General features: G+C 39.4%; 26 protein-coding genes. All 26 read right to left on the reverse strand.

Features of this window, described 5'->3' with window-relative positions; all coding sequences use genetic code 11:
• Positions 1-64 precede the first annotated feature (64 nt).
• The 26 genes from ACRD7A_RS13300 to ACRD7A_RS13425 all read right to left on the reverse strand — a co-directional run bounded on the left by ACRD7A_RS13300 (position 65) and on the right by ACRD7A_RS13425 (position 25,205).
• On the reverse strand, positions 65-679 hold the full coding sequence (locus ACRD7A_RS13300; protein WP_430811640.1) for a hypothetical protein: 615 nt from the start codon (positions 677-679) through the stop codon (positions 65-67).
• A gap of 59 nt (positions 680-738) precedes the next feature.
• A complete protein-coding gene (locus tag ACRD7A_RS13305; protein ID WP_430811639.1) occupies positions 739-1,209 on the reverse strand; it encodes a hypothetical protein in 471 nt (156 codons plus the stop codon).
• A gap of 12 nt (positions 1,210-1,221) precedes the next feature.
• Entirely contained in the window at positions 1,222-1,398 is a 177-nt protein-coding gene (locus ACRD7A_RS13310; RefSeq protein ID WP_430811638.1) for a hypothetical protein, read from the reverse strand.
• Between the two features lie 31 nt (positions 1,399-1,429).
• Positions 1,430-2,536 (reverse strand): hypothetical protein, encoded by a 1,107-nt coding sequence (locus ACRD7A_RS13315; RefSeq protein ID WP_430811637.1) that lies wholly within the window; start codon positions 2,534-2,536, stop codon positions 1,430-1,432.
• A gap of 66 nt (positions 2,537-2,602) precedes the next feature.
• Complete coding sequence (locus tag ACRD7A_RS13320) at positions 2,603-2,968, reverse strand: hypothetical protein (protein ID WP_430811636.1); 366 nt, start codon at positions 2,966-2,968, stop codon at positions 2,603-2,605.
• Positions 2,955-3,731 carry a hypothetical protein gene (locus ACRD7A_RS13325; protein ID WP_430811635.1) on the reverse strand — a complete coding sequence of 259 codons (777 nt, stop codon included), beginning with the start codon at positions 3,729-3,731 and terminating at the stop codon, positions 2,955-2,957. Before ACRD7A_RS13325 ends, ACRD7A_RS13320 begins: the two co-directional genes overlap by 14 nt.
• Before the next feature lie 86 nt (positions 3,732-3,817).
• The gene (locus tag ACRD7A_RS13330) at positions 3,818-4,201 is read right to left on the reverse strand and encodes a hypothetical protein (protein WP_430811634.1); all 384 of its coding nucleotides are present in this window, start codon (positions 4,199-4,201) and stop codon (positions 3,818-3,820) included.
• A gap of 119 nt (positions 4,202-4,320) precedes the next feature.
• Positions 4,321-5,166 (reverse strand): hypothetical protein, encoded by an 846-nt coding sequence (locus tag ACRD7A_RS13335; RefSeq protein ID WP_430811633.1) that lies wholly within the window; start codon positions 5,164-5,166, stop codon positions 4,321-4,323.
• Positions 5,167-5,230: 64 nt separating this feature from the next.
• On the reverse strand, positions 5,231-5,887 hold the full coding sequence (locus tag ACRD7A_RS13340; RefSeq protein WP_430811632.1) for a hypothetical protein: 657 nt from the start codon (positions 5,885-5,887) through the stop codon (positions 5,231-5,233).
• Between the two features lie 33 nt (positions 5,888-5,920).
• The gene (locus ACRD7A_RS13345; RefSeq protein ID WP_430811631.1) at positions 5,921-8,560 is read right to left on the reverse strand and encodes a hypothetical protein; all 2,640 of its coding nucleotides are present in this window, start codon (positions 8,558-8,560) and stop codon (positions 5,921-5,923) included.
• Positions 8,561-8,730: 170 nt separating this feature from the next.
• Positions 8,731-10,728 (reverse strand): hypothetical protein, encoded by a 1,998-nt coding sequence (locus ACRD7A_RS13350; protein ID WP_430811630.1) that lies wholly within the window; start codon positions 10,726-10,728, stop codon positions 8,731-8,733.
• A 520-nt stretch (positions 10,729-11,248) separates the two neighbouring features.
• A complete protein-coding gene (locus tag ACRD7A_RS13355) occupies positions 11,249-11,839 on the reverse strand; it encodes a YiiX/YebB-like N1pC/P60 family cysteine hydrolase (protein ID WP_430811629.1) in 591 nt (196 codons plus the stop codon).
• Complete coding sequence (locus tag ACRD7A_RS13360) at positions 11,817-12,221, reverse strand: PspC domain-containing protein (RefSeq protein WP_430811628.1); 405 nt, start codon at positions 12,219-12,221, stop codon at positions 11,817-11,819. Before ACRD7A_RS13360 ends, ACRD7A_RS13355 begins: the two co-directional genes overlap by 23 nt.
• A gap of 634 nt (positions 12,222-12,855) precedes the next feature.
• Complete coding sequence (locus ACRD7A_RS13365) at positions 12,856-13,611, reverse strand: hypothetical protein (protein WP_430811627.1); 756 nt, start codon at positions 13,609-13,611, stop codon at positions 12,856-12,858.
• Between the two features lie 12 nt (positions 13,612-13,623).
• Positions 13,624-14,292, reverse strand: a complete 669-nt coding sequence (locus ACRD7A_RS13370) for a hypothetical protein (RefSeq protein WP_430811626.1) — start codon at positions 14,290-14,292, stop codon at positions 13,624-13,626.
• A gap of 66 nt (positions 14,293-14,358) precedes the next feature.
• Positions 14,359-15,261, reverse strand: coding sequence for a helix-turn-helix transcriptional regulator (locus tag ACRD7A_RS13375; protein ID WP_430811625.1), 903 nt, complete (start codon positions 15,259-15,261; stop codon positions 14,359-14,361).
• Positions 15,262-15,263: 2 nt separating this feature from the next.
• Positions 15,264-15,725 (reverse strand): hypothetical protein, encoded by a 462-nt coding sequence (locus ACRD7A_RS13380; RefSeq protein ID WP_430811624.1) that lies wholly within the window; start codon positions 15,723-15,725, stop codon positions 15,264-15,266.
• Positions 15,726-15,736: 11 nt separating this feature from the next.
• Positions 15,737-18,952 carry an HsdR family type I site-specific deoxyribonuclease gene (locus tag ACRD7A_RS13385; protein ID WP_430811623.1) on the reverse strand — a complete coding sequence of 1,072 codons (3,216 nt, stop codon included), beginning with the start codon at positions 18,950-18,952 and terminating at the stop codon, positions 15,737-15,739.
• 7 nt (positions 18,953-18,959) lie between these two features.
• Positions 18,960-19,568 (reverse strand): hypothetical protein, encoded by a 609-nt coding sequence (locus ACRD7A_RS13390; RefSeq protein ID WP_430811622.1) that lies wholly within the window; start codon positions 19,566-19,568, stop codon positions 18,960-18,962.
• A gap of 12 nt (positions 19,569-19,580) precedes the next feature.
• Positions 19,581-20,282, reverse strand: coding sequence for a hypothetical protein (locus ACRD7A_RS13395; protein ID WP_430811621.1), 702 nt, complete (start codon positions 20,280-20,282; stop codon positions 19,581-19,583).
• Between the two features lie 296 nt (positions 20,283-20,578).
• Positions 20,579-21,100 carry a hypothetical protein gene (locus tag ACRD7A_RS13400; protein WP_430811620.1) on the reverse strand — a complete coding sequence of 174 codons (522 nt, stop codon included), beginning with the start codon at positions 21,098-21,100 and terminating at the stop codon, positions 20,579-20,581.
• A 34-nt stretch (positions 21,101-21,134) separates the two neighbouring features.
• A complete protein-coding gene (locus tag ACRD7A_RS13405; RefSeq protein ID WP_430811619.1) occupies positions 21,135-21,554 on the reverse strand; it encodes a DUF6438 domain-containing protein in 420 nt (139 codons plus the stop codon).
• Between the two features lie 9 nt (positions 21,555-21,563).
• Positions 21,564-22,874 (reverse strand): restriction endonuclease subunit S, encoded by a 1,311-nt coding sequence (locus ACRD7A_RS13410; RefSeq protein WP_430811618.1) that lies wholly within the window; start codon positions 22,872-22,874, stop codon positions 21,564-21,566.
• The gene (locus ACRD7A_RS13415) at positions 22,871-24,493 is read right to left on the reverse strand and encodes a type I restriction-modification system subunit M (RefSeq protein ID WP_430811617.1); all 1,623 of its coding nucleotides are present in this window, start codon (positions 24,491-24,493) and stop codon (positions 22,871-22,873) included. Before ACRD7A_RS13415 ends, ACRD7A_RS13410 begins: the two co-directional genes overlap by 4 nt.
• A gap of 1 nt (position 24,494) precedes the next feature.
• On the reverse strand, positions 24,495-25,004 hold the full coding sequence (locus ACRD7A_RS13420) for a hypothetical protein (protein WP_430811616.1): 510 nt from the start codon (positions 25,002-25,004) through the stop codon (positions 24,495-24,497).
• A 3-nt stretch (positions 25,005-25,007) separates the two neighbouring features.
• Positions 25,008-25,205, reverse strand: coding sequence for a hypothetical protein (locus tag ACRD7A_RS13425; RefSeq protein ID WP_430811615.1), 198 nt, complete (start codon positions 25,203-25,205; stop codon positions 25,008-25,010).
• Between the last annotated feature and the right edge of the window lie 98 nt (positions 25,206-25,303).

Consider the following 25,303-nt stretch of genomic DNA (forward strand, 5'->3'; position numbering starts at 1 on the left):
GTATCAAGATGATTTACATGATGCTTAGTCTTGTGTCTTATATCTTGATACTTGTGTCTTTAAATCAAATCATTAAATAAGCCCTGTCAAACAGGTCGTTGCTGATGTAATTACCTCCATTTTCCACCCTGGATATGGACAGCACCAAGAGGCGAAGGGTATTTTTGGTTGGTAACAGCCTGGCTGTTTTACTCACCTTTAAATCCTTGCATACCGTGTTGATGTAAGCGGCTGTGTTGTTCTCGAATTTGGGTGCGTATTCCTCGATCAGTGCCGGCACCGTGTTCTTGCCCTTCTCAATATCGTTTTTGAGGTCTTTTATCATGGCTCGCACCCCATACACCGGTGCAATAAACATCTCAAAACGCCGGTCTTTGTTCTGCGCTTTGGGCAGCTTACCGTTCCACTTGATGTTGGTGTAAATCAGGTTGCCCGGATTATTATTGCGGATGCCCCTGGGGACAGTGGCCAGGTAGCCAGTGCCGCCATTCCAGTTTTGAAAGTTGGCCGGCAATGTATTATTGTTAGTAGTGAGTATATTGGCCGGACGTGTATCGGAACCACCCGGGGGCAATAGTCCACGTTTACGTTTGTTTCTTCTGCGAAGAAGTAATACGCCTGTTACTATTGCCCCGGTGGTTAACACCCCTCCCGAAATATATGCGATCTTCTTGTTCATAACCCCAGCTAGTTAATGTAGTAGCTTATTGCTGTTTTAATTATATCAGGCATTGCCTGTTAGAGAGGAATACCCCAGCTATCGAATTTGGGTTTGATAGTGGCAATCTCCTTATCACCAAGCTCAAAGCGCAGCCAACCAATCAGGTTGTAGTTCTGCCCCAGGAAGGCGGCACGGCCTCCCCACAGGTACATCTTCATACCAAAAGCTTTTATCACCAAAAGCATGTCATCCTTGGTCTGTATTTTATCAATGGTGCTGTAAATGGTCTGTTCATCCGTGCCAAAATCCAGCATGGCACCGTACAGCGTATTGGCATACAAAGCGGCATCGGAGGGCGTGATGGTGAGGTTCTCCCTTTGCAGCACCATGTCCTTTAAGGCGGGTGCAACCGTTGATGATGTGCCATCCGGGTTGCGCCTTAACAGCTTGCGCAGGGCGTAAAAGCCCAAACCGATGGCCAACACCGGCACGCCAATGCTGATGCCTGCACTAAGCAGGGATGCTTTATTTACCTTTTCTAAATGCACGGTATTAATGTTTTAGATGAATTTTAAGGCTTTCTTCACGATGCCGGGATTCTTAACCACCTTGGTCAACAGCCTAAGCATATCTTCCTGCTCTACCTTGTTGACGGCATGCTGTATCAGGTTGCCCACTTCCTTTACTCTTTCAGGCGTTTCAGCCTCGATGGTGATGCCTATTTTGAATGTTCTCATAATCGTCTGTTTTTGATAAGTGATGAAAATCTTATTGCACCTCTTGCTGATGGTCATCCTCAATACCTTGCATGGATTGATTCAGGAACAAGAGTGTTTTGTTGATGAGTCCGGCCTGATCTAGGCACAAGCCCACGATGTTGGCTATCTTGGCCACGTCCTCCAGCTCCCAGGTCATCAGGGCATCCGACAGGTTTTGGATGATGGCTGCTTTTTTCTTGTCCTCCGGCGACTGAGGCGCACCCACCTCGCTAATCTCCACATCGGCATCCGGTATGGTCTGTGCGGCCTCACGGCTGCTAGCCTGGAAGTCATCCACAATACCCAATGCGCCTTTCAGCTCCTCCGGTGATAAGCCCAACAGCTCTGCCGTCTTGGGACTGTTGCTCAGTAAGCGTCCGCCAATGCCGGAGATAACACCCACGGCCACACGTTTCATTAATTCGTTGGGCGCATAACCTGCCAGGCGGTTTTCCAGCTCTGATTTGTCCTTTTTCAGCTCCTTATTCTCGGTGTAGAACTGCTCTTTTTCCACCCGCAGCTCTGCATTTTCTTCACGCAGCTTTTCGCAACGTTCTTGCAGGTTGGTAAAGCGTGTCTCAAACTTAAAATCATCCAGCTGCTTCTGGTAATTGATGCGCTCCACCTCCTTGCTGTTGCCCGAGAGTGCATTGAACAGACCAAACAGGCCTTCTACCTTGGCCCTGGCTTGCTCATTTTCACCGGTAAACAAACCCAGCAATCCATCAATCTCACCCAGTCCGTTGGTGTTGCCCTGGGGTTGCAGCTGCTTCATTTCCTCTTTAACAATGGTGACTATCTCGGCCTTCTCCATGGGTTTCTGTGGCGGGTTCAACAGGCCACTCACGTTAATGGTGTAGGTATTTAGGCTACGGGCATTGGGACTTTTGCCCCCAAAAACATCCACCCGTAAGGTGCCATGTGCTTGTTTGGCTTTTTCAACGGCACTTTCTATGTCCTGGTTAAAGGTGTTGGTGCCCGATGTCCTGGAGGTTAAGGCAGTTTCCTGAGCGCCTGTCAACAGGTATATCTCGTAAGCATAAGGGTATTTTTGCTGCTCCTGCGAACGCTTAATAAATTCGTAGCAGCTTTGTATGGTATCTCTAAAGTCAAGCATCGTTTTTTAGTATCAAATAGTGAGTATTCTATAGCAAGGGCATTGCGGTGCCCATTTTTCCGCTTATCAGTCTTTCTTCTGTGGGTTTCGGTGCGGAATAATCTTTACAAACTCCAGACGGAAGGGCGTAAACGCATCCGCTTGGGTATGAATGTCGATGTAATCAGTAAATACCTGGTAACGGAACTCATCCATCAAATCATATTCTTCAGGGCTGGCGGTAAACACGTTATCGCTGCTAATCATTTCCAGCTCCTGAATAGCTGCCGGAAGGCCTTTGGTATTCAAAATCCACATGTCGTTTTTCAAATCGAGGGACATGGTGGCCTTCGTTACCTTTACCACCGTTGGTTTTAACTGGTAACTGTCAATGGTGCGCATTCCGGCCACACGGTCTTTGGCAATGGTGTGTAATAACTCACTCGTGTTCATATTCGATGTAGATTCTGATGGTTAGTGTTTGATTGCCACTGTTTTTATTGCTCTTGAAAACGGTATGGAGGTTACTGTTGACTTCCAGCGGCTCATGAAAGGGAATGACCTCTTTGCTAAGGTGCTTCACCTTACGGTTGGCCATGAGCATGTAATCACGCAGCAAAAAGCTGTTGCCGTTAACCAAGAGGCTGATGTTACCACACTCGTAAGGTTCGGGCTGTTTGTAGGCTTTCACCGTTCGCTTAAACAGTGCTTCCTTGTGCTGATAGGTAAACACCAGGGTTTGTTGGGCAATGAAATCGGAGAAATCAAGGTTGGTCATGCCCCGGCCTTTGGAATACAGGCCTGCTTCATCATAGATAAAACGGACAAAGTGCTCCCGGAACATCCGACTGATGTTGTCACGCAGCGCCATCTGTTCCTCTTCCTCCAGGCAGGCATAGACAATACCATCGCCCAATACCCGGATGATTTCCGGTAGGATGTCGCTCTCAAAGAAGGCACGGCTATCGGCTTCATTGGCACGGGTTCTGAGGTAAGAGTAGAACAAATCCGTGATGCGCTCATCGTTGAGCAGCTTGGTTATCAACACCTGCGGATAGGCCAGGCTTTCCACCACATCCATCAGCTCGGATTCTCTCTTAACGGTTGCCACAACGGCTAAACCGGTAATCAGCATACAGGAGGCCGGGAGTAAATCCTGCTCGTTGATGTGACTGTTATCCTCGGAGTGATGTGTTATTACAAAATATCGTTTCATCCTAATCAGTATCAAGTAGTAAGATGTCAGTATCAAGATGACTTACAGGATGCATCGTCTTATGTCTTGATACCTTTGTCTGAGTTTTATTTCTTAAGGACTTCGGCAAGCAGATACACCCTGACGTGGTAGCTGTCGGCAACAGCCAGGTTCTCGCTATTGTCTTTGTAGATGATGCGAACGGGGCTGTTCTTGGCCTTTTCATCCACCGGAAACGTAACGTCCTTAATGCTCATATCATCGTTGTGGTGCAGCAAGGCCACCTCGGTATCATCCGGTATAATCTCGGTATCATCAATCCATACCCTTAGCGTTGCGCCCGGTAAGGCTTGCTGGTTCGACAGCCTTAGGAAAATGCCCTTGATACGGTCGTGCTCCGTCTTGGTGTTGCCATTGAACTCGTAGGTCTGACCTTTGCTGACTTCAAACTTTACCACTTGTAGTTTCTTAATATGCTCTTGAGCTTCCATTTTTTTGTTTTGTGTAGTGAGAGTTAAGATGTGAGACTGTATAATGAGCAGTGAGTGATGAAAGATGAGTAGTGAGCGATGGGCATCCATCCACTCACCACTCTGTACTCACTACGCTATTAGGCTTTCTCTGTGATGGTGCCCATCAGTGTTACCTTAACAGCCGGGTTAAACACCTTGTCGCCATTGTTGATGGCCTTTGGCATGTTCAGCTTTGGCGTGATGTCCATGGATGGCTTCAACCACTTGGGATTGGCCAGCTTGTACTGGAACTTACGCTTGGTGCTGTCGGTATCGTCGAACACGGCACAGGATATTTCAGGGATAATCACCTTGGTGCCCAGGGTCATCTCAAAGGTACCGTTCAGGATTTGAGGCGGTAAGGCAAACTGACCGAAGGCAAAATCTGCCGGGTCGTTATCCTCCTCGGATGAACCATGGGCATACTCAAGCACCACATCGGTTAAAAGCAGGTATTTACCGCTATCCAACTGGGCACGGTTCAGGTTGGTACGTCCCGACTTCTTATCGTCTGATGCTTCCATCAAATCAATATCGGACTTGTCCTTGATGCTCTTCACCGTGTAGATGGCCGCATCAACGGTTTGCATACGGGCATCTTTCAATGCTTTCTGAACCTCCGCCGGTAACTGCTGTCTGCGCAGCTCAAACTGACCTTTGGAGGTCAGGTCTTTCGTTAACCCGGTTTTTACCGCCACGCTTTTTGCCCCGGCATTGTACGAGCGGCGAACCGCACGCTTACGGCTGCTGGCACGCTTTACCCGGCGTGTTCTGCGTCGGCTTTTTCGGCGTGAACGACCTAAATCACCGATGCCTTCCACCGCATCGTCATGGTCTTCTTCTTTTTCCAGGGCATCTTCCTCCTTGTTAAGGATGGCTTCTTCCAAACCTTCAATCTCTTCCATTGAAGGGTACAAATCATTTTGCTCGCTTATTTCTGCCATGATTTTTCTCTTTTTGCGTTATTAAATATTTGAATTGTTGTTTGTGGTTACTTAGTGGGATGGATTAGGATTCCATCATATCCCCCGAAAAAATGTCGTAATCCATGCTGTCCGGGTCAAGGTTGGTGATCTTACCCACCTCATCATCATCCGCACCAATCGGCTCATCCGACATGGCATAGTCGCTGGCTGCATTTCCCATGGGGTCATCGCTCATGCTGTAATCTTCGGCTGCGCCCGATACAGAAGCCTGGATTTCCCGTTCGATGTCGATGTCGGCTGCCGGAAGCACCTGGGTAATTGGATTCAAGGCCTGGAGTCCGTTTACTTCCTCGTAATCAACGTCTTCAATATCGCCATCGCCTAACAAGCCCGATAGGCCCTGTAAGATGGTTTTGCCGGTGGCTTTCTTAATGGTGGCTTCAACACCTGCGCCGGCCATCCCATACAAGCCCATTTTGATGTATTCATTCCGGGTGAACTGCTGGCCTACCAGGCCACCCATGGTGATGGCCGCCGGAACGATGTAGCCTTTCAGGTCGGTACCCAAAAGACCGCTGACGGTGGGGCTTTTTTGAAGTTTGTTCAATGCATACTTACCAATCGCAAACCCCGCTACGGCAGCTATGGGTTTGCCAATGTTATTGGTAGCTTTCATAAAGTCAATCTTGGTGCCCGTTGATCTGGAACGGGGCTGTGAAGATGTTTTTCTTACTGCCATCTGTTTAAAATTTAATTATTGAAATGCTTATTCTTATTGAAGCACGATGCTTCCCAGTGATTGCTTTTTAGTCTTTTTGCCTGTGGAGGCTTTGGGCTTATCATCCTGGCGAAACAGAAAATAGGCTCCGGTACCAATCAAGGCGGCCACACCAAGGCCAATGCCCACCTTGGCGCCTTTACTCATGCCTTTTTTAGTTGGCGAAAGAGTTTGAGAAACGCTCACAGGGAGATTGGTAGCTGCATCAGTACCCGACTTTTGGATGACCGGCTGAACGCTGGTAGATGACGGAAGCTCCTGTTCATCTGGAACGTAGCTTTCCGGATGGGGCGTGAATTGCTGCTCATACTGCCGCGCTCTTTCCTGCAAGGCCTGGCTGACTGCTTTGCCCTGGGCGGTCAGTTTAGCCACTTTCCTGACGACTGCTTTTCCCTTGACTTTTTTGAAGATATTCGTAACAGGTTTCAGCCAGTTTTTGATTTTGGCCAGCACACCCGATGCGGCACCCACTGATGCTGCTGTGGCCGCTGCTCCCAACTGCCCTAGTTCTGCCAGTCCGCCCATGGATGCCAAGCCTTTTAAATCGGCCAGCAAGCCATCCATGCCTTTTAAGGAGAAGTCCTTACTCTTTTGTCTGGCGCCCTTTAGAATGGCTTTTCTCAGGTTCTTTTCTTTGCCCTGCAAGCCTTTAAAGAGCTTACGAACCCGGTTGTGGCGTTTCTTTAAGTCTTTTAGCTTTCCGGCATCAATACTGTATTTAGCTGCTAAGGCATCGGGCAGATAAGCATATTGCAACTTCTTGGCTATGCCAAACATATTTAATCGCAGGGCGGCCAACAGGCCGTTACGAACGGCGATGGAAAGCGGATTAAAACGCACGATGGCCTTGGCCACTTTCTTGGCCGCCTTGCCCACGGCCTTAGCGCCTTTTTTGATGCCTTTGCCTATCTTTTTACCGATTCGCTTTAGGGATTTAAAGAAACCCCCCAGACCTCTTTGTCCTTCCAGTCCATCAATTTCTGCATCCAAATCATCCAGCTCCGCAAGGCCTTCCATGGCATCGGCATCATACTTAATCAGACCGTTGGCTGAAAGTTTATCCTCAATTTCAGCCAGTTTCGCTAGTACCTTTTCCCTTTGGGGCGTGTGCCAGAACTTTATAGCCTGGTCAATCATGCTGATGAACTGATCCGGGTTCTGGATGTGTGCCATCTTATTTTTATTCGCCTTATTCCGAAGCAGGAAATCACGGGTGCGAACCAGATAGCGGTAAGTGGCCTCTTCGGCACTGCCCAAGCCATTGACGGCATCCTCAAAATCAAGGCCTGAAACAATGGCCATTAACTCCATGTCTTCCTTATGGGCGGTGGTTCCACCTGCCAGGTCTAAACCGGACAAGGCATAAATGGGTAAGCCCAATGAGGTGGTACCCAATACGCCATCAATGCCTTGGATAGCACTGACCATTTGCAGGGGTGACATATTAAAATCTGACCGTTCAAAGCTGTAAGGCTTCTGGTAATCAAACTTAGAAAGTACCGGGTCGATGATGATCTCGTCCTCGCTATCGCCCATGGCCGGCACAAACACATAGATGTGCTGAAAGTTGGGGCGGCCATCGTACTTGGTGATGCGCAGCTTAAAGGGAATGCCCAGGCATTTAAGGATGGAACCCACAAAAATGCTGTAATCATCACAGTCAATGCCTGCTGAGGCCATGCCTAGTTGTTTGAACTTGATTTGCCCATCGAGCCAGGAACGTGCTGGGGTACGAAGCTGTTCGGTACCGTCTTCGTCCTTATGATATTGCAGGTAATGATAGGCGAAGTTGAAAATATTACGACAGGTATCTTTTACTTCGGCAGGTTCAGTAGCCTCACCAACTTTTAACATCTGCGCCAGGTCTTCCACTTCCCGGTAGTGTTCTGCAATCAGGTCGATGCAGCTTTCAACGGTTTCCAGCACGTTGCCGTTCTTTACAAATACATCTTTGCCGGATGCTCTTTTTATCAGGTGGTTGTATTGACGGCCATCCTGTGTGTTTCGTGGGCCGGATACAATGCCCAAAGCGCTCAATGCTAATCCGTTCATATTAGTAGTGCTTTTAATTGATAAAGGAGACTGAACCGGCAGGCTGAACGCCTGCCTAGACACACTGCTGCCTGTTTCAAAACCGGCTGTGCCGCTTGTTAAATTTTGTGTGGTGGTGATGCTTTCGCCATTGAGGCTGAGCGAAAGCGTAAAGCTCAAATCGGCTTTTAATTGTGCGGTGTTTTGGAGCATGGCCAATGACAAGCCTTTTCCCAGTAGATTCAGGTAAGGCACCTGAAAGGTGATTTCAGGCTCGTATGTTGAGCCAGCGCCAATGGTTAGACCTTTGATGTGGGGCGTGGAATAAGCGATTGCCGAACCTTTGTAGTTGGCAATAACCTGGTTGACCGCTAAGGTGATGGGTGCGTTGGTGGGGTTGTAGCAACGAAGTTTGACCGCAAACTGAACTTCCTGTAAATTCAGCTTGTGGATGCGGAAACCTAAAAGAGCAAAATTCATTTTTGCCCCGGCAAGAAGCTTTTTGCCTTTTTTAATCAGGTAGAAACCACCACCAACGGCTGCAACTGCTGCTAATGTGCCTAATATTTTCTTTGTGCCTGCTTCCATAACAGTAGCAAACATAGAGGAGGCTTATGGTGGGGAGTTGGTTGTATTTGGTTAGGGTTTGTCGCGATTGGTTGGATTTGGTTATTTTTTGCGAAGGGTACAAAAAAAGTCGGCAGTGTGCCGACTTTCTTTATTATAAATAAAACCGAAAGGATTTTGACATTACAAATTAATCCATTAAACGTTTATTTCGTAGCCCATTCATTTTGATTCATTGCAATAACTTCCTTACTACATTTAAAATTATAAATGCTACTTTCACTAGATAAAGAAACATCCATGTCAGTTATTCTATTTAGGATACTTTGATTTTGTTCTTTTTGATTTTTATCTCCTCCAAACACATCAATAAATCCGCAATATTCATGTAATTTTTTAAAATTAGCATGCAACTCTTTACTATTTTCATAGGGCTTATTTTTTTGCGAAATCGCAATATTACCTCCATCACTAAAAATACCCGGGATAGCACAATTTTCGACTTTTACATAGTGATTATTCAAACCATAATCGATCTCTTGTCCAGCTTCCTTGCTTAACTGACGTGCAATAACAGGAAATGGCTTCTGTGTAATCCTATTACCTAAAAGTATACTATTGCTAATCTTCATTTTCCCATCACAAAATACTCCTCCTGCTTTATGATCAGCAAAATTATTCACACATGTTAAATTACTAATCTTAACATCTTTGGCTGAATTAATAAATACACCTCCTCCGCTAATAGCAGAAGTGCAATTTGCAACGATACAATCATGTAACGTGGAGTTAGCTGACATATTCACTCCTGCTCCATTACTTCTCGAATAGCAGTTTACTATCTTACTACCAACTATTTTCCCATTCTGAATATAAACACCTCCTCCTTGATCTGCATGACTTGAAAGTATGTAGGAATTCTTCATCTCACCGCATAAATAAACGGATCCACCATAAGCTTGGTTATTTTCATTTATATCCTTTGCGAAACATAAATTAAAGAAATTATGATCTAGTATTACACTATTTCCAGACCATACACCTCCTCCTTGTGAATTATATCCATATGCCGAACAACCTTCAAAGACATTATCTTTAACAATAATAGGACAATTACTATATAAGCCACCTTGTGCATATAAACCACCTCCATTATTAACACATCGATTACTCTTTACTGTGCTGACTGAGCAGTATGCGAATTTATTATTTTGTATCAGAACACTACCATCTAACTTATTAGTCCCGTTATCTAAATTAAAACATATCCCACCCCCTACTGAAGGTTTATTTGATTTCCAAGCTTGGCATTTCCAGAAGCGATTATTCATGATATGCACCTTATAGGAACCTGCATCATTGTCAAATTCATGCTTACAAAATATATTTAAGCCACCTCCTGAAGACAAAGAACTACAAAAATCAAAAAAGTTATCTTCAATAGTTAAATTACTATAACATTTTTGCAATGATGAAAAAGCTCCTCCATCCTTAGCCATGCAATCATGAAAATAATTGTGCTTTATAATAATATTTTTATTAGAGTTATTTCCCAAAAATATTGCACCTCCCTGATTAACAGCAAAGCATCTACTTATTGTGCAATAATATAATTGTAAGTTATTATTTCCACAAATAGCACCTCCATTTTGATTATCCCCATCTGCAACGCTATTTTCGAGTACTAAACCATCCAAATATATATCTACACTTATTTTTTCTTCGCTACTAAAAAGATTATTAGCATTATCCTCTGTATTGCACAAACTCCATGGGTGACTTGAAGAATTTACATCTTCCCAAAACTTACGATCAAACTTTGAAAAATCATCATCTTGGTTGATATCACCAGATATTATTGTGACATTTTTAATCTTTTTGAGTCCACTTTCATGTATATAAAACTCTCGTTCATCACTAGATTGTTCAAAACCTTTAAAGCCCCCGATGATAAATATATTTTTTGTCAACTTATACCCGTTAATACTACTTGGACTATAGGTTCCATTGGCAATAAAAATAGAATCACCATCTTGAGCAACATTAATTGCATTTTGAATGTCATCATAAGCATTTGACCAACTACTACCATCCTTAGTGCCTCCACCATCCTGTTTTACGTAGATTATATTACCATGATTACTGCAACTAATGAAAAATAAAACTAATACTGCATTTGCAAAAAAATTAAAATAACATTTCATATCTATATGTTTTGGTTAAAAATATATGTTCCAGAAGTTATTTCTAAGCCAGAATTTGCTGTCTATAAACTTCCACAAATTTTATTTAACAAGGGTATTTGGTTTTTATAAAAATACAGCGTACTTCAAATATACTTTTAAAAGATTTTTTAACGATAAACTGTCTTCTTCTTTGAGATGACACACGATAGTAATAATCCAATTGGTTTTAACCTGGTATATTCAAAAAAGGAAAAAGCATAATCTGCTTTTGTTTTAGGATCGAGCCAAAATGAGAGGCGTTTTTCTTATTGTTTGTCAGAATCGTAATAACGACTCCTTCCAATACCAAAAATCTTACTCATCATCTCAACCAAAATTCTTTCTGTTTCCTTTTTATGAATTTTAGATGTCGCCCCTTTAAAAATTACTATTTGCAAACTTACTTTTCATAAGACATAGATACAATCTACGCCAAGCCCCAACACTACTCGAGCTCGATAAGGAAATTTGCTGGTTTTACTTTATTAATCCCAACAACCTATTCAACCACAAAAAAACATTTAGTTTTCAGAAAATATTTTGGATATATTGGTTTTGTCATATCAATTTCTGAAAAAATGGACAAGCCTGAATTATTAAAAATAATACTGATCAGCTCCGAACAATAAATATTCTTATCATCGAAATTATCAAAGTCATAATCAAATGGTACTTGACTATTTTTGTACGTCTCGAATTCCGATTTAAGTTTAATATAAGATTCATCAGATAGTGCATTACATCTAATAACAGTACATTCACTTACATTACTTAAATCAATAAATGTTTGTAAGTCATCGTATCTAATCCCGTTGATCTTTGATCCATCCGGCGTTGCATGTAAAACATACAATTGCTCATTGTCTTTCATTAAAATGCCAACATGTGAATAGTCATCTATTGAGAAATTAAGTAATCTAATTAGCTTACTTTGCGCAGACTGTCCTTTTGAGATAATTAGGTCGAAATCCTCAATTTTGTTTATATCTATTTCATTAACATTTATTTTCTCACTTCTGCCTGTAAAATAAAATAGAATACTGAGTAAAAAACAAAACCCGAATAGTTTAACTTGCCTTCTTTGCTTCATTCTTTTCAATGGAGTAACCAATAAATCCCCCAACAATTGCAAAAACTACAACACTTATAAAAACATTAACAATTAAATCGCCGTTCTGGAAAATCTTATCAAAATTTTGCAAATAACCTCCAATTCCACCGACTTTAGCTCTGACTATTTCTGGTTGAAAATAGTAGCTTAAGGGAATTCCTAGAATAGCCCCATAAATTGCATAAATTACCTTTTTCGTTACATCAGTATTTATAGCAGCCATAATAAAGTATACCGGAATGACAAACGGAATCACTATCCCTACAATTACAAATACTATTCTCAAAGTCAAAGGATTGACATTACGTCGTGATGCTAATTGACTAAATACACCTAATAATACTTTCTTATTAGTACTCATTCTTTTATTTTTTAATTTTTCCTACTCTTAAGGTTTTTCAGATTCACCCCGTTTTTTAAGTGGTTCCTGGACTCCACTCTGAGTAATATAAGTAATAACCATAGCTTGGATGAAGGCCTTGATTATTTTTACTTTTATTGTTAAAATAGAATTATTGTATCTTTTTGTCAAAAGTAATAAATTCAACAATCAGATTGGTAATTTCCAAGCTTAATTTAATAACATTTCATTTTCCAACATCTCTAAGGCACATCTATATAGAACTCAATAGCATATATGGATGAGTTCAAATCTCACCTCGTCCAAACCTTGGTTGAAAAAGCTGCGAGAAACATCAAGCTTTTAGAAGGCCTGGCCATTATAGCCTTGGAACTATTATCAGCTTTTTTCAGGTTAATCCCGAAGAAGTAGTCCTAATAGTTCGTTTGGATAAATACCAACATAGTGTAAATTTGGCCTTAATTACAGAATTCCGCTTATGGAGTTAATATAAAGCCAGTGTGGAGTTAGTTGTATTTGGCTATGTTTTGCACAGCCCGAATAGGTTGGTTTTGGTTATTTTTTTGCGGAGGGTACAAAAAGTCGGTAGTGTGCCGACTTTCCTATTTGACTAGTTTCTATAATGTTAGGAATCCTATGATTTTAAATCTTCAAAATCGTCATTAAATGCTAATGGATACTTGTCTTTAGGTAACAGTATTTTATGCTTCATAAATTCGGAGATATTAATAGTGGTATCTTTGAAATTTGTATTAAGTTCATTAATAATCTCCTGCCATGTTTGCTCTCCGTATGTTAGATGCTGAGTTTCGCCCTGGTCATCGAGATGTACGACTGCTGTTCCTCCGATTAAAGTATGAAGGTCAAAAACCTCTTTGCGATATTCATGGAGAGAATCTAAGTTGCCTTCTAAATATCCATCCGGTTCCATAAAGTTCCTGCAAAAATACCACCAACGACTATTATAGTTACTATGCCAATTATGAAATGTATCGTTATCAATAGTTCCATAATCAATTTCGTTCTGAATATCGCGAAATTCATAGCCAACGCCTTTTTTTGCAAATTCAAATTCAGAAGCTATCGAACTACCATTTGAAAAACAGGGAAGCTTTATGTAATTATCGCCATGCTTTTTGAGTATTTCATGCACCTGATAGAACTCATCACTAAGCCAAATAGTTTTTTTTGAGTTGGGATAAGGGATAGTTCCTAAGATTACATTCTCGTAAGAAGGTTCGAATTCATTGCCATCAATATCAACCCAAAATTGTTGATAATACCCATAATCAACATTGGCTTTAAACCTTTTTGAAAGGTCTATAGCCAATGATTTTACATTTCGTATATCCAACTTATGATTTCCTATTGTACTAACATCATGTCCCATAAACAAAACAGATTATTCAAGGGTTGAGCCATCGGCAAATAGAATTTTTTCAGGCTTCCAAACCAACTTAATTTGCTTCAAGTTTTTTGATTTTAACAATTGGTCTTCATTCATAAACTGATTGTAATCGGTAGTAGCACTATAATTTTTGATTGAACTTGCAGCCACCCCATCATCATAAGTTAGATTTAAAGATTTGATTTCTTTATCAAACAAGTCGGTAAACATTATCTGACCTGTAAATGCAGTTATTTCTTTATCTGTTTTATTCTCAAATGCGAACTTGTAAGTAATATATTCCTGATAGTCATATTCAGCATATCCTTTATCAAAGATAGTTACGGTTAAAGCATTTTTCAATCGTGCTATCCTGGCTTCTTCTTCCTTTTTAGCCTTTTCCGCTAATTCTCTCTGAATACGTTCTTCCTCTTCTTGTTTTTGCTTTGCTACTTTGGCTTCTGCCAATATCTCATTATAACTTTTACCATCAATACTTTCGTTGAGTAACTTAGCTCTTACAAAATACATTGCTAATAGGTTCATTTCGGTGCTATCAAGAGCGTTTGCTTCACGGATTGCTTTGAGGTCGCTTTCTAAAGTTGCATCACTATATGTATTATTCATTGGAGAAGAACATGATGCCAAAATAACGATTGCCAATAGGTAAAAAAGTTTCTTCATTTTGTCTATTTTTTAAAAGTTTTAAAACAAAGAAACCATAAGAGTTTGTCAACTAGCGTCAATATTCTATTTAAAGCTGTTTTTTTCCATTTTTTCATTCAAATAGTCCTTAAAGGATTGCGGATATACCACCTCAATTTCATCTGGTAGTCCTAAAACAAATCTACCTACACCTAAATAATTACCAACCTCGGTAGTAAGCAAGTAATTATCATCCCCTTCCTTTTTGATATACTTTTCACTCAATGGAAATTCTTCAATAAGAAGGTTATAAGCCAACATTGAAAGCCTTAATTGTATCGCAGTTGGCTCATAGCTTTGCATTCTGAAAATATCGGTAATGCCTTTATGATGTTGCGGTTTGTAGTGCCAACATTCATTTGTGACAACAACTTCTTTAATCCTGGCCGTTTTAAATATCTTGTTACTTTGGTCGTCTGTATCATAACACCAAATCCCCAAGTAGTTTACGGTAAAATCAATGGGTTCAACCAACCTATCACGAATATCTTTACCATGCCCGGATTTATACTCCTTTAAAACAACTTGCTTTTGTTGCTTAATGGCTTGTATCAGGTTAAAAATATTATCGGTTTCCTCTTTTTTAGAAATGGCATAAATTACACGGTCAAAATCATAGAGGCTGTATAGCTTTCTTGCTAATTTGTCTTTTAATTCTGAACCATCTTCAATAGAATGTATAGCTTTTCCCAAAATAAAAGCCTCTTCTTCGGTGAAGTGTAGTAATTGACTAATATCCTGTGAAGTGGATTCTTCCTTATCAATTTTGAAGTAGCCGTTATTGTTCTCAATTACAAACCCTACTTGTTTGAATGTGTCAAAGTAGCGATAGACAGTCCTTGAGGAAACATCAAAACGGTCTGAAATTTCCTGAATGGTTCTGCCATACTTACAATCAAGTATAAGCAGAATCTCTAACATCTTTTGAAACTTTGCCTGGTCTGCCATTATTAATCAAGTCTTTTATTCTGAATGCCAACATCTTCAATTTGGCATCCTTCAATAATTGATTCTAAAAGATAATCTTCGCCATCTATATCCGAATCTAGCTCGTCTAAAAACGTTATATCGTAAGAAAACCCAAGGTCTTTATTACTCCGGTAGCTATAGTCCTTATATAGGACAGATACATACATTATTTTACCGTTGAAATAAAATATAACCTGATAGATTCCAGACCTTTCTACTTCATTTAAGAAGGTAGTTCTGTTGGTTGAATTGATATAATGCTTGCTTGGCCTGTCATTTTCTAATAAAAAAGGAAGTTTTGCTACAAATTTTCCGTATAATTCTCCTGATGCTGGAATACGTTCATTTTTTAAAATAGTACTCTTTAATTGTTCTATGGTAGAATTAATAGCCCCCCGAATAATACGCAAGTCTCGCTTTGTTAACACCTTTTTTACTTCCATATTATCGTTCACTAATTCCAAAACTCAGCCAGCATCTCAGCCTGGCTTAATACTGTTTCTGTTGCCAATTTTTGTAAATCCGGTGGGTAACCATATTGGCGAAGTGTTCGCTTAACGATTACTTTCAGCTTCTTTTTAACCGATTCCTTCACCGTCCAGTCGATGGTGGCATTGGCTTTAACACGTTCAACAAGTACCCTTGCAAGTTTAAGCAGCACTTCATCACCAAGCATATCTTTGGCACTTTCATTTGAAGATACAGCATCGTAGAAAGCAAGCTCATCTTTTGATAAACCCATTTTTTCACCACGCTTATCGGCTTCTTTTATTTCCTTGGCCAGGTCAATCATTTCCTGAATGATTTCGGCAGCGGTGATTAAGTTATTCTGATAGCGCTTAATGGATGATTCTAACATCTCCATTAGGGTACGGCTCTGTACAATATTGTGTTTGGCTCTTACTTTAATCTCATCGTTGAGTAGTTTTTTGAGGACTTCCAAAGCAAGGTTTTTATGCTTCATGTCTTTCATTTCCTCAAGAAAATCATCATCCAATACAGATAATTCCGGTTTTTTAATTCCTGCTGCATCAAAAATATCTACTACTTGTTCCGAAACTATGGCTTCATCAATGACTTGTTTAATTGCGGTTTCAATTTCGTAATCGGTTTTACCACCTGAAACTTCACCCATATCTAGCTTTTGGATTCTGGCTTTGACTGCTTGAAAGAATGCAATTTCGTCTTTGGCATCCATAGCTTCATCGTGAGGCAAAGCAATAGCAAAGGCTTTTGAGAGAGCAGTTACTTCTCTTACATATCTGTTTTTACCATCATCCAAACTAAGCACATGCTCAACCGCAGAAATTATAATCTCCAACTTCTCTTTTATTGGAGCATCGAAATAATTCTCATAAGCAAAACCATCACCATAAGGTACTTTAGGTTCTGCTGCCATTGCGTAATCAGCATGTTGTACGCTAGGATTTTCTGAAAACATTTGAGAAACAACTTCCAGCTTTTCCAACATTAACTGAACTGCCTTTTCCTGTGCTTCTGCCGGGTCGCCTTTTCCACCGCTATCAGAATAAAAGGATAATGCCTTTTTTAAATCAGAGGCAATACCAAAATAATCAACCACCAAGCCGCCCGGCTTATCTTTATATACCCGGTTAACCCTTGCTATTGCTTGCATCAGGTTATGACCTTTCATTGGTTTGTCTATATACAAAGTGTGCATACTAGGTGCATCAAATCCAGTCAACCACATATCCCGAACAATTACCAATTTCATCGGGTCGGTGGTATCTTTCATTCGGTCGGCTAATGCTCTTCGTTGGTCTTTTGATGTATGATGTTTCATTAGCTCTGGACCATCGGATGAAGAAGCAGTCATCACTACTTTTAGCACTCCTTTATCCAATTCATCATCATGCCAATGGGGACGTATTTTAATGATTTCCTTACACAAGTCAGCAGCTATTTGTCGGCTCATGGTAACAATCATTGCTTTACCTTCGATACCGCTATTGGTGCGTTCCTCATAGTGAAAAACAATATCTTCTGCTACCTTCTTTAATCTTGTCTCACTACCAATAATTGCTTCAACCTTAGTCCACTTGGCTTTTGCCTTTTGGGTTTCCGTTAATTCATCCTGCGCCAATTCTTCATCAAGCTCCTCGATAAGCTGTTTTCCCTCTTCTGAAAGATTGATTTTCACCAAACGGCTTTCGTAATAAATAGGAACGGTAGCACCATCTTCAACGGCTTGTGCTATATCGTAAATATCAACATAGTTACCAAAAACGGCAGGGGTATTTGCATCGGTAGATTCAACAGGCGTTCCTGTAAATCCTAAATAGGTTGCATTGGGCAAAGCATCACGCATATACTTGGCAAAACCATAAACCAAACGCTGACCAATTACATTACCATTATCGTCTTTTACATCAATAGTTTTTGGTTTAAAACCATATTGTGTACGGTGGGCTTCGTCAGCCACCACTACAATATTAGTACGGTCAGAAAGTTGCTCGTACACATTAGATCCATCTTCGGGTTGGAATTTTTGTATGGTAGCAAATACAATTCCTCCGGAGGCTACTTTTAGCAACTCTTTTAAATGCTCCCTGCTTTCTGCCTGGATTGGAACTTGACGCAACAATTGCTTCGATGAACCAAAAGTATCAAACAATTGGTCGTCTAAATCATTACGGTCGGTAATTACTAGAATGGTTGGATTATTAAGCTGTAAAACCAACTTACCACTAAAAAACACCATTGAGAGCGACTTACCACTGCCTTGGGTATGCCAAACTACACCACCTTTTCTGTCACCATTGTCAGCTGACGCTTTCTTTACGGATTCAATAGCTTTGTTAACTGCATAGTATTGATGATAGGCAGCTACCTTTTTTATTGTCTTAATAGTAGCAATTCCTTTTGCATCAATATGTTTGTCTTCTTCAAAAACAATAAAGTGGCGTATGTAATCTAATAATGTATCAGGATTGGTTAAACCTTTTATTAGTACTTCTAACTGGCTTGTTAGGGTAGATGCTTCCTGAATACCATCACTTGTTTTCCATGCTAAATAACGGGAATAACCAGCCGATAATGAACCTGCTTTTGCATCTGCACCGTCTGATAGTACACAAAAAGTATTGAATGTAAACAGGCTTGGTATAGTGTCTTTATAGGTTTGAATCTGCTTAAATGCTGAATGCAAAGTTGCATTTTCATCAACAGCATTTTTTAATTCAAATATGACCAGGGGCAAACCATTCACAAACAGAATCAGGTCAGGACGTTTGTTATTGTTATTCTCAATGATGGTAAACTGATTAACCACCAAGAAATCGTTTTGCTTTGGAAACCTAAAATTGACCAACTGAACCCGGTCGCCACGCTGAATACCATCTTTACGATATTCCACAGGAACTCCTTCTGTTAATAGCTCATGGAAGCTCTGATTATTAACCATGAGTTCCGGAGAAGCTATCCGCTCAATAGCTTTTACGGCTTCCTGTTGTGCCTCGTAAGGGATGTTCGGGTTATTTCGGGCAATGGCTTCCTGTAAACGACCTTTTAATATGACATCGCTAAAAGAGTTTCGTTCCGGTTCTTCACCATCAGGTGCAATAACAGCACCATGCATATAGTTCCAACCAAGGTTCTCCAATTCCTCAATGGCCCAAAGTTCTATATCGTTTTCAGTTATTTTGGTCATGGTTTATTTATATGTTAGGAAGCTTTACTCCTGATTCCTTTTGAAACCTAATAGCTAATTTTTTTAAACTTTCTTTTGCGCTTTCTTCATTAATGAAGTCACATAGATCAAATGCCTTTATTAAAGCAATGCCACCTTTATATTCCAGGGAGTTATAATTGTTCGATTTACTTGGAATATCTTTATCGTCGAAAAATTCATCATAATCTGCAGAGTCAAGATGCTTATTGCAGAGTAAGAAATGTATTCGAGATTTCGACTTCTCAACTGATTCAAAAGCAGATAACTCATCTAGTGACTTATCTGTTTTATATGGGCCAGAATCACTTTGTAAGAAGATCAAAAGACTAACAGTTTTTCGTCCCACCTTACGTGGTTTCATTTGAATCTTATAAATATATAAAGGCAAGAAATCCCAAGCAGATCTATTAAGATTTTTTTTGTCATGATTTATGGATTTCGTCTCATGAGGATCTCCATTTTCATATTCGAAATGTAACTCAGAACATATTAACTGAACAATATCCAATACTCTTCTCTGATAATGGTATAGCAATCTGTATGCCTTGCGTACATTTAAAAATACCTCATCTACATCTTTTTGTACAGTAGTCATTTTAATAAGTATTTAGTTAAAATTAGGCAATCCGTAAATAAGAATATTATTGGGGCATTCTATTTTTAGGTCTTCATATGGTATAGATTCAAACCATTGACCTGTAAAATAGCCATGCACATCAAATGCAATTATCAAATCATTTAATATATTTTTAATAGCAACATCCTGCGCTAACAGTTCTTTTGTTTCTAGTTCTTTTAGCTCAGTTTGGATTGCTTTTAAAAGTCTAGCCCAAGTACATTTTATGATATGAACATTTCCCAGCTTTTCCGATTTATCCGATTTTAATCCATCCAATGCAATTAAATATAGCTTTTTATCACCATATTCATTACGATATGCTGTAATTTGATTTTGCCATTGTTCTTCTGTTTGCTTATTGTCATTGCCTCTTTTGGCTTCAATAAGTAAATCGAATTTTTTCAACTGGATATGAATATCAGGCTCGATGTACTTTGTATTTGTTGTTTCTTCTGCATTCCACTTTGGCCAGAATTCCGTTTTTACTATCCCACCACAATCACTATCTAAAATTTTGTCATAGCATGATTCTGATAAAATCTGCATCAACAAATCAACAGGGAGATAAAACAGCCTTCCAAAGATAGAGGCTGTTAATGAATCTTCAGACTTCCTAAACAAGTCTTTCCAGTCTATATCAGCACCTTTAAAATTCTGGCTGGCTTTTCCATTATTTATTGCTATTATCATTTTGAATCAGATTGATTAAACTCTATATTGTTTTCAGTTATTTTGGTCATATTAATTTAATTTTATGCAACTTTTTGCCTTATATTTGTATCAAATATGATCGATAATAGTATTTAAAATATCTCACCAACCATCCGTAAGGTATTAGCGTTGAAAGAGAAACGAAGCCGTTGAGTTTACTTAGCGGCTTCTGCTTTTTTATAGCTCTCATATTCTCTTAGCTTTTTCTGCATACTCCACTCGCCTTTGATTAAATAAGCTGTCCAGGGTAGGATATAATCACCTCAGATTTTACTTTACTCTTCCTCACTAATGCATATGTCGCTTAATTTAACTTCACTAAGGCAGCTAAACAACAACGACCTGAACTCATCTAAATCGCCTTCTTGTTCTGAATAGCCTTCAATCTCGTATCGGAAATTAAAGCGTTGGTAGTGGTCTGAACCCCAATCGCCATGCTCTGAGATATAGTCGGACAACTCAATTTTATAGCTTGTGTAAATTACCGAAAAGCTTGTGTCATCCACCTGAAAACTAATACAGGTATCTTTCTCCGGTGGGTTAGGGTGACTGTTTAAGCAAGTAATTGCTTCGTCAATTTTGTTATAAGAAACACTATCCGATGAATCACTTGTTACCTCTTCACCTTTCTGCTTTTGTAAAAGTTTAGAAGCTTTATTCTTTAAACTAACATAGCTATCTGCTTTTTCTTTTAACTGGTAAAAGAAGTCACTTAGTAAGTTGAACACCTCGTTGGGTACATGCTCAAAAGTTTCAACTTCTTCGTCTGCCGATAAGTTATTATCTATTTCGTTCATGTTCGATATTATCTGTCTGGTTGTGAGAGAGTATTTATTCTAATACATTTTCATCACCCACGTAATTTTTAACTCCTATAATTTTATCTATTTGCTTTTCAAACCTCAGCAATGCTTTAGGCCACTCATCCGGTTCTTGCAAATAATGCTCTATTTTACGCTTTGTACCATCCATCATTTCAATGGTGGTAATGCAGAAAGGCATATCGGTACACCAAACCATCCCTTCTTCTTTTTTGAGGTTGAAGTAGTCACTCTTTAACAGAGCTTTTGATAGTTTATCAATTGACTTGCTATCGAGCTTCCAAATATGCCTTCCTGTTTTTTTAACCCAATCTTTGCCTGTGTATGTTACCCGACCTGAGTAATGGATACTAACCAAATAAACCAGACACGTACCATAACACATGGTGCGCTCTAATTTTATCGTTTTAAATTGTTGGTTCATATCCATAGTTCTTTTTTATGCTTTTACTTTTAATTCCCCACTCATTAACTTTGGCAACAAAGTGTCTCGTAATTGGGTAAGAGTTTGAATTTCATTACTGCAATTATTGCATTTTTCATAAATCGGTTTTATAACTGCATTCCATTTTTCAATAAATTCGTCATTCGGTATGTTAAACAATAAGTTTCCAAGCACGCCTAAACTTACATTTGCCTGAACTCCTTGAACTATACTTGCATTTATCTCATTCTGTACACTTTGAGATTTAAACCATTGATGAATTAACTCAAGGTGTTGAATCTCTTTTAACCTAATAAATGCAACTGCTTGATTACAATTTGAATTGTTTAAATCCTCGGGAACGATTGTTACTCTTCCTATTGTTCCGGCAATTGAAAAAAGAATGTCGTTACGATTAAGTATAGACCTTTTTAGACTACCATTATGAACTGAGTTAGGAATACTTTCAATATCACCAAACTTAATCTGACCATCATCAGTAATATCTTTTACCTTAATAAAGGGAACGTCTAATTCTAAACCATCAACTTCATTTTTTCTAGGTGTTGTACCTTTAGAAATTTTATCTGCAAGTTTCTTTAGCTGAGTAACTCGCCACCCCTCAGGAATCTCACCCAACTCACTCTCAATCATATTACCACCAGAACTTTTATATGGCTCTCCATTTTCATTGGGAAACTCAAACTCCACAAACCAACGTTTAAAAAGGATTTGTGCTAACTCTTCTAAGTCTTGGTTTTGTTGGCGAAGGAGAGTGATTTTTTTGTCGAGGTTTGAAAGGGTTTTGGCTATTTCTTTTTGTTCTTCAAATTTTGGTAAAATGATGGACATATTATTAATCTCATCTTTACCTATATTTTGTTGGGCTGATTGAGTTTGCCTTGCTATGATTTGAAAATAAAAAAAATCTGAACTCAAATAATAATACAAGTAATCTTTACTCAAAACATTATAATCGAGCGGAAAGAAATTACCAACACGATAGTTTTGTAAGACTATTTCATCTTCCTTATATCTAGCAAATTTCCCAATGGTAGCACCAGTAAGTGCTAATAAAATATCTCCCTTTTCAATTATAAACTTTTTAAAGCTTTCAATTCTATTTTTATCGATAAAAGAACAATTTGAAATATCAATATGTCCATCTCCTTTAATTTGGGTTATTTTTACAATTTTAATTCCATCTTCTGTAAAGTCGTAATTACGAAATTGATAGCCATGTCTTAATTCAGCCACATCTTCAAATTTTGCAATTTCCCAGTCTATTGGAATCAGACCAAATTCAGATTCTATTCTTTCACTCATAACTTAATCCCAATTTTTGCAAGCTGCACAGTTATTTCCTTGTCTAATTCCTGAGTCTGGTTCATTTGTTCACGTAATCGAGCTGTAAGTGTATCTACTTTTTCCTGAAATGGAATACCATCGTCTTCTTCATCAGGAATACCCACATAACGTCCGGGAGTTAATACAAACTTATGTTTCTGAATATCTTGAATGGTAGCTGATTTACAGAAACCTTTTACATCCTCATAAGGTAAAAGGTTAGAGGTAGAAGGTGAAAGGGTTTCGTCTTTTACCTTTTCCCTTTCACTTTTTACCTCTTCTTCATTACCTGTTACCTCTTGATTGAGCCATGAATGATATGTATTTGCAACTTTACTAATATCATCAGCTTCCAGCACCCGGTTTTTACGGTTAATCATAACGCCTAACTCAGAAGCATCAATAAAGAGTGTTTCGCCATTGCGTTGCTTTTTGCCTCTGCGTAAAAACCACAAACATGCCGGAATACCTGTATTAAAGAATAGGGCTTTAGGTAGCATTACAATACACTCTACCAAATCGTTTTCTACTAACTTTTGACGTATAGCACCTTCACCACCTGTATTAGAGCTTAACGAGCCATTTGCTAATACAAACCCGGCATGTCCGCCATCGGGTTTTAGGTGATACAAGAAGTGTTGCACCCAACCAAAGTTGGCATTGCCTGTTGGTGGAACACCATATTGCCAGCGAGCATCATCACGTAATAATTCACCACTCCAATCGCTCACATTAAATGGTGGATTGGCTATAATATAATCGGCTTTTAAATCTTTATGTGCATTATTCAGGAATGAACCTTCGGTATTCCATTTAATATTAGAGCCATCAATACCTCGTATAGCCAAGTTCATTCGGCATAAACGGTAAGTAGTTTGATTACTTTCCTGTCCGTAAACCGAAATATCATCCAATCGCCCCTGGTGGCTTTCAATAAACTTCTCTGATTGCACAAACATTCCACCGGAACCACAACATGGGTCATACACTCTTCCTTTGTATGGCTCTAACATTTCAACCAAAAGCTTTACAATACTCTCCGGTGTATAGAACTGTCCACCTTTCTGACCTTCTGCCAAAGCAAACTGACCTAAGAAATATTCATAAACCCGACCTAATACATCCTGAGATTTTGCTTTCTCATCGCCCAAAGCAATTGTTCCAATGGTATCAATTAAGCCACCCAAAGTTTGAGGGTCTAGGTTTGAACGTCCGAAGGTTTTAGGAAGTATGCCTTTAAGCGTAGCATTATCCGCTTCAATCAAGTCCATTGCATCATCAATCAGCTTACCAATGTTAGGCATCTTAGCTTGTGACTGAATATATGCCCAACGTGCATTCTCAGGTACAAAAAACACATTTTCCGCTCCGTACTCATCTTTATCTTCGGGGTCAGCTCCTGCATATTCGCCTTCTCCGGCTACGAGCTTAGCGTAATGCTCTTCAAACGCATCAGATATATACTTTAAAAAGATTAAGCCAAGCACAACATGTTTGTACTCGGCTGCATCAATATTTTTACGCAATTTGTCTGCGGTAGTCCACAACTTCTTTTCGAGCGTTTCTTCAGCTCCGTTACTGTTCTTCTTCTTTGCCATATTATTTGACCATCAATTTTAAATCACTAACAAAACCATTACTGCTTACTGCAGCATCAAATCCGTGAGGAACGTGTCCTTGTCTATCCATAGTAAAGATTGAAGCGAAGAATAATTTCACTTTATCTTCCGAACCAAAAAAGTTGAAAATGCTTGTGGCAATTTTCTTTTTGTATTCTTCAAGTAGCAAGAACATTTTTTCCTCAAAACCTTCGCTACTTTTTTCTTCCAAATGTTTTTCAAAGAACCAATCCATTTCTTCCTCTTCTTCTGCAAAGCCAATTTCTTCTATTAAATACTCGAAATCGTCATGCTTAGGCATTTCTGCAACTTGATTCAGGTATTCCTCGCATAATAAGGCAAAAGCCGTTTCATATAGCAAGGCTTCTAAATTATCATCTTCGTCTTTGCCCACGTAAGGCAAATCTTCTACCGAACTAAGGAAATTATACAGGTAATTACACTCTTTAGTGTATCCGTCCGGTAGTATTGAGAACACGTTTTGGCTCATAGGTTATTTATTCTTTTTTAATGTTGATATCAAGTAACCATAGCAACCATTGCATATCCTTTTCGTTTCCTGCTCAATGGTTTGCCACTCCACAACATTCTTAGATTTTTTATTCTCTAAACATCTATCGCAGACAAATTCAACAGGTTTTTCCTTTCTTTCAACTAAAAAGGTTCCTAACGGGTTTACTGTTTTTTTCATATTCCTTTAATTGACAAACAAAAATGCAATATTCATTTGTCAAGTAGTGTCAAAATTAAAAAAATATAGCACTAAATGGTAATAAAAGGCAATAATAA

Origin of the sequence: Carboxylicivirga longa, assembly GCF_050589825.1 — a bacterium.
In the GTDB taxonomy this organism is placed as follows: domain Bacteria; phylum Bacteroidota; class Bacteroidia; order Bacteroidales; family Marinilabiliaceae; genus Carboxylicivirga; species Carboxylicivirga longa.

What these genes read in the sequence shown, in the direction of transcription:
- ACRD7A_RS13300 (WP_430811640.1), bottom strand. Translation starts at nt 679, where the DNA reads ATGAACAAGAAGATCGCATATATTTCGGGAGGGGTGTTAACCACCGGG.
- ACRD7A_RS13310 (WP_430811638.1), bottom strand. Translation starts at nt 1,398, where the DNA reads ATGAGAACATTCAAAATAGGCATCACCATCGAGGCTGAAACGCCTGAA.
- ACRD7A_RS13315 (WP_430811637.1), bottom strand. Translation starts at nt 2,536, where the DNA reads ATGCTTGACTTTAGAGATACCATACAAAGCTGCTACGAATTTATTAAG.
- ACRD7A_RS13320 (WP_430811636.1), bottom strand. Translation starts at nt 2,968, where the DNA reads ATGAACACGAGTGAGTTATTACACACCATTGCCAAAGACCGTGTGGCC.
- ACRD7A_RS13325 (WP_430811635.1), bottom strand. Translation starts at nt 3,731, where the DNA reads ATGAAACGATATTTTGTAATAACACATCACTCCGAGGATAACAGTCAC.
- ACRD7A_RS13330 (WP_430811634.1), bottom strand. Translation starts at nt 4,201, where the DNA reads ATGGAAGCTCAAGAGCATATTAAGAAACTACAAGTGGTAAAGTTTGAA.
- ACRD7A_RS13335 (WP_430811633.1), bottom strand. Translation starts at nt 5,166, where the DNA reads ATGGCAGAAATAAGCGAGCAAAATGATTTGTACCCTTCAATGGAAGAG.
- ACRD7A_RS13340 (WP_430811632.1), bottom strand. Translation starts at nt 5,887, where the DNA reads ATGGCAGTAAGAAAAACATCTTCACAGCCCCGTTCCAGATCAACGGGC.
- ACRD7A_RS13345 (WP_430811631.1), bottom strand. Translation starts at nt 8,560, where the DNA reads ATGTTTGCTACTGTTATGGAAGCAGGCACAAAGAAAATATTAGGCACA.
- ACRD7A_RS13350 (WP_430811630.1), bottom strand. Translation starts at nt 10,728, where the DNA reads ATGAAATGTTATTTTAATTTTTTTGCAAATGCAGTATTAGTTTTATTT.
- ACRD7A_RS13355 (WP_430811629.1), bottom strand. Translation starts at nt 11,839, where the DNA reads ATGAAGCAAAGAAGGCAAGTTAAACTATTCGGGTTTTGTTTTTTACTC.
- ACRD7A_RS13360 (WP_430811628.1), bottom strand. Translation starts at nt 12,221, where the DNA reads ATGAGTACTAATAAGAAAGTATTATTAGGTGTATTTAGTCAATTAGCA.
- ACRD7A_RS13365 (WP_430811627.1), bottom strand. Translation starts at nt 13,611, where the DNA reads ATGGGACATGATGTTAGTACAATAGGAAATCATAAGTTGGATATACGA.
- ACRD7A_RS13370 (WP_430811626.1), bottom strand. Translation starts at nt 14,292, where the DNA reads ATGAAGAAACTTTTTTACCTATTGGCAATCGTTATTTTGGCATCATGT.
- ACRD7A_RS13375 (WP_430811625.1), bottom strand. Translation starts at nt 15,261, where the DNA reads ATGGCAGACCAGGCAAAGTTTCAAAAGATGTTAGAGATTCTGCTTATA.
- ACRD7A_RS13380 (WP_430811624.1), bottom strand. Translation starts at nt 15,725, where the DNA reads ATGGAAGTAAAAAAGGTGTTAACAAAGCGAGACTTGCGTATTATTCGG.
- ACRD7A_RS13385 (WP_430811623.1), bottom strand. Translation starts at nt 18,952, where the DNA reads ATGACCAAAATAACTGAAAACGATATAGAACTTTGGGCCATTGAGGAA.
- ACRD7A_RS13390 (WP_430811622.1), bottom strand. Translation starts at nt 19,568, where the DNA reads ATGACTACTGTACAAAAAGATGTAGATGAGGTATTTTTAAATGTACGC.
- ACRD7A_RS13395 (WP_430811621.1), bottom strand. Translation starts at nt 20,282, where the DNA reads ATGATAATAGCAATAAATAATGGAAAAGCCAGCCAGAATTTTAAAGGT.
- ACRD7A_RS13400 (WP_430811620.1), bottom strand. Translation starts at nt 21,100, where the DNA reads ATGAACGAAATAGATAATAACTTATCGGCAGACGAAGAAGTTGAAACT.
- ACRD7A_RS13405 (WP_430811619.1), bottom strand. Translation starts at nt 21,554, where the DNA reads ATGGATATGAACCAACAATTTAAAACGATAAAATTAGAGCGCACCATG.
- ACRD7A_RS13410 (WP_430811618.1), bottom strand. Translation starts at nt 22,874, where the DNA reads ATGAGTGAAAGAATAGAATCTGAATTTGGTCTGATTCCAATAGACTGG.
- ACRD7A_RS13415 (WP_430811617.1), bottom strand. Translation starts at nt 24,493, where the DNA reads ATGGCAAAGAAGAAGAACAGTAACGGAGCTGAAGAAACGCTCGAAAAG.
- ACRD7A_RS13420 (WP_430811616.1), bottom strand. Translation starts at nt 25,004, where the DNA reads ATGAGCCAAAACGTGTTCTCAATACTACCGGACGGATACACTAAAGAG.
- ACRD7A_RS13425 (WP_430811615.1), bottom strand. Translation starts at nt 25,205, where the DNA reads ATGAAAAAAACAGTAAACCCGTTAGGAACCTTTTTAGTTGAAAGAAAG.